Annotated in this window: 9 protein-coding genes; 6 read left to right on the top strand and 3 right to left on the bottom strand. The window is 66.3% G+C overall.

Going from position 1 to position 5,052, the window contains the following annotated elements; translation table 11 throughout:
- Both VIU94_RS26630 and VIU94_RS26625 read right to left on the bottom strand, forming a co-directional pair.
- On the bottom strand, positions 1-514 hold a 514-nt coding region (locus tag VIU94_RS26630), incomplete at its 3' end, for a hypothetical protein (protein WP_331914856.1).
- Positions 515-695: 181 nt separating this feature from the next.
- A complete protein-coding gene (locus VIU94_RS26625) occupies positions 696-1,394 on the bottom strand; it encodes a hypothetical protein (protein ID WP_331914854.1) in 699 nt (232 codons plus the stop codon).
- 79 nt (positions 1,395-1,473) lie between these two features.
- Between VIU94_RS26625 and VIU94_RS26620 the strand changes: the two genes are divergently transcribed.
- Positions 1,474-2,847: a recombinase family protein gene (locus tag VIU94_RS26620; protein ID WP_331914852.1), complete on the top strand. Its 1,374-nt coding sequence runs from the start codon at positions 1,474-1,476 to the stop codon at positions 2,845-2,847.
- Positions 2,848-3,121: 274 nt separating this feature from the next.
- On the opposite strand, the gene VIU94_RS26615 is transcribed toward VIU94_RS26620, so the two are convergent.
- Complete coding sequence (locus tag VIU94_RS26615) at positions 3,122-3,481, bottom strand: helix-turn-helix domain-containing protein (RefSeq protein ID WP_331914850.1); 360 nt, start codon at positions 3,479-3,481, stop codon at positions 3,122-3,124.
- A gap of 102 nt (positions 3,482-3,583) precedes the next feature.
- Between VIU94_RS26615 and VIU94_RS26610 the strand changes: the two genes are divergently transcribed.
- The 5 genes from VIU94_RS26610 (at position 3,584) to VIU94_RS26590 (ending at position 4,870) form a co-directional block, all read left to right on the top strand.
- Positions 3,584-3,811: a helix-turn-helix transcriptional regulator gene (locus VIU94_RS26610; protein ID WP_331914848.1), complete on the top strand. Its 228-nt coding sequence runs from the start codon at positions 3,584-3,586 to the stop codon at positions 3,809-3,811.
- Positions 3,808-3,960 (top strand): hypothetical protein, encoded by a 153-nt coding sequence (locus VIU94_RS26605; RefSeq protein ID WP_331914846.1) that lies wholly within the window; start codon positions 3,808-3,810, stop codon positions 3,958-3,960. Before VIU94_RS26610 ends, VIU94_RS26605 begins: the two co-directional genes overlap by 4 nt.
- 294 nt (positions 3,961-4,254) lie before the next feature.
- Positions 4,255-4,458 carry a hypothetical protein gene (locus VIU94_RS26600; RefSeq protein ID WP_331914844.1) on the top strand — a complete coding sequence of 68 codons (204 nt, stop codon included), beginning with the start codon at positions 4,255-4,257 and terminating at the stop codon, positions 4,456-4,458.
- Complete coding sequence (locus VIU94_RS26595) at positions 4,458-4,580, top strand: hypothetical protein (protein WP_331914842.1); 123 nt, start codon at positions 4,458-4,460, stop codon at positions 4,578-4,580. Before VIU94_RS26600 ends, VIU94_RS26595 begins: the two co-directional genes overlap by 1 nt.
- Positions 4,577-4,870 (top strand): hypothetical protein, encoded by a 294-nt coding sequence (locus VIU94_RS26590; protein ID WP_331914840.1) that lies wholly within the window; start codon positions 4,577-4,579, stop codon positions 4,868-4,870. Before VIU94_RS26595 ends, VIU94_RS26590 begins: the two co-directional genes overlap by 4 nt.
- Positions 4,871-5,052: the final 182 nt, after the last annotated feature.

The following is a 5,052-nucleotide window of genomic DNA, read 5'->3' as shown; positions in this document are numbered from 1 at the left end:
GACAACGGTCTTCCTGCTGCCACGTGTGCACGTTGTCGATGTCGTGCAGCGCCTCCGCAATCCGCTCCCGCAATGCTTCCCGGGAGGCTACTGGTTGGGGCTGCAGGTGGGGCAGGGCAGCGAGGCCCTTCCGCGCCAGGTCGTGCCACCGGTTGGGCGTGGGGTACTGCTCCCAGCTCCAGTCGCCAGGCACCCATTCGGCGTCGAACAGGACACGCGCCAACGCATCGACCGCCTCGTCACTCACCCCTACAGACTCGGCAGCCATCCGCGCATGCATCTCTTCCAGTCCCTCGCGGGCGAGACGGACACCGGCAGGCTCTACAGGATGGGCGGCAAGCAGTTCGTGGATGGCCTTCAGCACGGCATCTGCGCCGAGCCTGACGTCGCCGTTTCGTGCGGCCATCGCCTCGAACCTGTCGCAAGTCTTCTCCAACGCCACTCGCAGGGATTCAGGTGAATGTGCTCCTACCTGAACGGGACGGCCAGCGTTCAGGTTCTCTTCGGTGCTCACGACAGCCCCAACTCTCCACGGACCCAGTCGTTAGCCTCAGCCTCGGACGGGAATGTGCCTGATGTCCCAAGGTCACCGCCCTCAACCCAGACCGTTCCGTACCACTCCTTGCGCTTGTCGACCCCGACGACACCGCGGATCTCCCCGTTCTCCGGGTTCGCGTAGGCGATTGTGTTTGGCATCACTTCACCGAGCCCGTCACGGTGATCGAGATGACCGACAGCTGCGGCACTGTCGTCTCCCCGCCGATCTGCGTGTCGTACGAGTATGAACCCACCACGACCACCTTCGCCGTGAACAGGTCGTCCTGCACCAGGTCCGACAGGTCGCCGCTGATGTTCGTCATCAGCGTGTTCGTCGGGTAGTCCACGTAGCCGTACTCGGGCAGGTGCTTCACGCCGTCCACGTCCGCACGGAACTGGTCGTCACCGGTGGCCGAGTCGAACTGGGTCACGACGCCGTGCACGGTGTACGCCTCGCCGACGTGCTTGTCCGGGGACTTCGCGATCAGCGCCCACTGCCGCGCCGTCAGCTTCTTGTACACGACCGGCTTGGGCTTCGCGGTGGTCTTCGGCGCGACAGTTGGCTTCGGGGCAGTGGTGGCCGGCGCAGAAGGGCTCGGCTTGTTCGTGGGTGTCGTCACCGGGTCCGGGGTGGGCCCGTTGTCCGGGACCGTCACGGTCACCGTGGGCTGCGGGCCTGCGACAGCGGAGGTGGCGGGGTCAGACCCACCGGACGCCCCGAGTGTGGCGCCGAGCGCGAAGATGCCGAACCCGGCGAGGACCATCCAGGCGATCCGCGCCTCCTTGGACATCGGCTTCTTCGGAGGCGTCGGCGGCTTGGCTACGGGCTGGAATGGCTGCTGCTGGAAGTTGCTCATGGTTGGCCCCCCTGTTAGGTGGTTATCTGTGTAACCTCAGGGAGCACACGTTACACAGATAACCCGCTATGATCAAGACGTGATCAGAGCCTTCAAGTACCTGAGGATCAGCGACGACCCCGAGGGGCTCGAGGCTGGCGTCACGCGCCAGGCCGAGGACACCGACAAACTTGCGGAACGCCTCGGCGCCACCGTGGTAGAGACGTTCGTCGACAACGACCGGTCGGCATCGACACTCAGCACCAAGCCACGCGAGGACTACGAACGCATGATGCGCGTCGCGCCGCGCGTGCTGGAGCCGGGCGACGTGATCCTCGCCTACAGCAACAGCCGCCTGACCCGCCGGCCGATGGAGTGGGAGGGGATCCTCGATCTCTACGTCACGAACCGCATCGAGGTCCACACCTGGGTGTCCGGCTCCATCGACCTCGCCACAGCCGATGGTCGCGCCATGGCCCGGACGCTGGCGGCATGGGACGCCGCGGAGGCCGAGCGCATCAGTGAGCGGGTGAAGCGCGCCGTCCTCCAGCAAGCTGAGCGGGGACTCCCCCACGGCGGCCTGCGCGCGTTCGGCTGGGCCGAGGACCGGATCACCCCGGTGCCGGAGGAGCAGAAACTCATCCGCGAGATCGCCAAGCGCGTCATCGAAGGCGAGTCCGCCCACCTCATTGCCCGCGACCTCGACACTCGCGGGCTCCGGACGGTCACCGGGAAGTCCTGGAGCAGGGCCTCGATCAAGGCGATGCTCATGTCTCCTCGCATGGTGGGGACGCGCATCCACAACGGCGCCGAGTACCCCGCTGTCTGGCCGGCGGCCCTGGATGAGCTGACGTGGCGGCACGCGAAGGCCGTCCTCAGCGGGGGGGCACCGAAGGGTGCGAACGCCCGCGTGAGCCTGCTCGCCGGGATCGCCAAGTGCGGCAGCTGCGGCGGTCCGGTCCGGATGAAGAGCGGCAGCACCCAGACGAAACCCCGGCGCTACGTCCTGCTCTACACCTGCCCTGTCTGCCGGATCAGCCGTCAGCGTGACCCCATCGACTACTACGTCGAACGCACCATCGTGCACCTGCTCGAGCGCGGCTTCAGTCTGGCGGAGCCTGTCAGCCCGTCCGCGCTGCAGCCGATCGAGTCTCTGCGGGCGAAGATCGCGGCGACCCAGGCGCTGTATGTGGACGGCGACTCGATGACCCCGGAGCAGTTCGAGGTGACGATGAGGCGGCTGAACATGCGCCTCGCTGAACTGGAGGCCAGGGTCCTGCCCGCTCGCCCCCTGCAGATCGCGGCCGAGCTCCTGGGTGCTGGGGCGGAGGAGACATGGATGCGGCTCACGCTGGACGCGAAGCGGAAGGTCATCGGCGAGCTCGCCGAGATCCGCATCCACCGGGCACGCAGGGGACGGAGGCCGTTCGACCCTGACACCGTGGAGATCGTGCCGCGGGTGGAAGTTACATGACTGACCGGTATGGACCGTTACCTGCACGTTATTCACAAGTCTGTAACCACGTGTTCATCTTTAACGATCTAAACAATGGGAGTACCGGACCGCCTCGGGGTGGACCAACAGCGGCCCGGTACCCGCCTCAATCAACGAGCGGGTATCGGGAAGGTCACGCAATGCACGAACTGGGGAGTGATGACGCCGCTATGGACAGGATCGAGGAGACGCTTGAAGCGCTCATCAAGGAACTGAAGGAGATCGTCGAAGACCGGGGGTGAAGGGTGGCAGGCTAGTCAACGCCCTCCTTCCGCCACCTCCTGAACCTCTCCAGCACTGTGGTCAGATCATCGATGATCCGTTCGAGCTCGGCCGTGTCTTTCGCCGGCCGAGCTGGTGTGGTTTCGTCCGGCACCCAGTAGCCCAGGCCTCGACGCGCCTCGAGTTCCGAGACGCCGAGCACTTCCGCTAGGCGCGGCACGCGCGCCTCATTGATCGCGGCCCTGTCGTTCTGCCATCCGTAGACCGTCTGTGTCGTGACTTCCATCGCGTCCGCTATCTGACGGACGCTGATCTGCCTGCGCTCCATCTGGAGCGCGAGCCAAGTCCCCGGTGACGGATGGCCCGGCAGGGTCTGGGCCGAGTCATTCATACGGCAACTCTCAAGTGCCACGTGTTACCTGTCAAGTTACATGCCAAGAAAGTCACACTTGCACCTTGACAGGTGTCAGTTGGCAGGTGCATGGTTATCCGCATGGAGAAGACCGAGATGCACGCCGAATGGGGGAAGCGAGTCCGGCGAGCCAGGCGCGACAAGGAACTGACGGCCACGGCATTCGCCCAGGAGGTCGGCATCAGCCGGACCCACCTCCACCGGATCGAGGGAGGCTTCCAGGCCCCCAGTGACGGTCTGCGGATCCGCATCGCCAACGCGCTCGGCGTCGAACCGAACGAACTGTTCGACCTCAAGGCCGCATCGTGACCCCCCGCGGCGGACGCCCCAAGCAGGGCAAGGAGGGAGAGCGCGCGATGAGCAACGCCGAGCGGAAGCTTCAGCGCGGCAAACAGCCGAAGGGCAAGTCCGAGCTCCCCGGCCTCACCATCCGCCGTGGCAGGCGGGAGGGGGCATGAACGCCCGGCAGGCCGCCGAGATCGACAAGGCCGCACGTGAGCGCGCCGAGCGCTGGCTTGCCGGCGGACGACTCCCCGAATCCGTGCAGCGCCGAATCCGACCCCTACTGACTACCGCTCGAGCAAGAGCGGCCTGATCACCCCTGCGGGTCGCCTTGCCGCGGCGGACCCCCCCTCGCCGATCTGAGCGGCGGCTCGCAGGGGCTCCAAGCAGAACAGACAAAAAAGCCGAAGCCCTCGGCTTCTACCGGACAGCAGCAACCGAGGGCTCCAACACAGAAAAGAGTAGCCGAAATGGGGATCTGGGGATGGGTGCAGGCGATCGCGACGGGGTGGTTTGTCGTGTCGATCCTGCTGGCAGTCGCATGGGCGCTGGTCGGGAAGCGGATCTTCCGCAAGCCGCCGCAGCCGGTGCTCAGTGAGCGCGAGATCGAAGCGATCAAGTGCAAGCGCGAGTTGGACCAACTGCACGAGGAACGCCGCGGGGGTGAGCGGTGATGGGCCGCCGACTGCCGAGCGGGCGTAAGCCGAAGGACTCCTGCGCCGTCTTGGTGGCACTGGCCGGCGCACTGATCGGACTCGGCGCCTTCATGGGCGAGGCCGCGAGGTGGGTCCTGTGAACCCGCAGGGGGGACCCGGTGAGACAGCTGCGGTGTACCGACTCTGCGCGCTCTTCAAGGCCAACCCGGCCCTGCACTACCGGTCGATCACCATCCATGAGAACGGTCGCGTCGAGATCGCCTGCGACGGTGGCACCGGTGTCGTTCACGACTGGGCGCGCGCGCTTCCGAACCGCCGCGAAACCGTTGGTCTCGCACCCACCGCGTACGGCAGCACCGAAGCCGTGGTGCTAACCGAGGACGTCGTCACCGTCACCGTACGGCCCCCGTTCACCGGTGGTGTGCGATGACGCACGCACGCCAAGGCCTGAAGGCGCTGTGGTACTGCCCTGGCTGCTTCCGCACCCAGCGCCCCGGTTCGTTCGCCTGCATGCTCTGCTGCGGCTGGACGGGGGAGCGGTACAAGGTCGCGACCGGTGTCACCACCGCTGTTGGCCGGCCGAGCAAACGGGTGCCGACATGACCATGCGCA

This window comes from Streptomyces sp. (assembly GCF_036566765.1).
Classification (GTDB): domain Bacteria; phylum Actinomycetota; class Actinomycetes; order Streptomycetales; family Streptomycetaceae; genus Streptomyces.
Note: the sequence above shows the minus strand (reverse complement) of the source record. Positions and strands in the feature narration are given on the sequence as shown.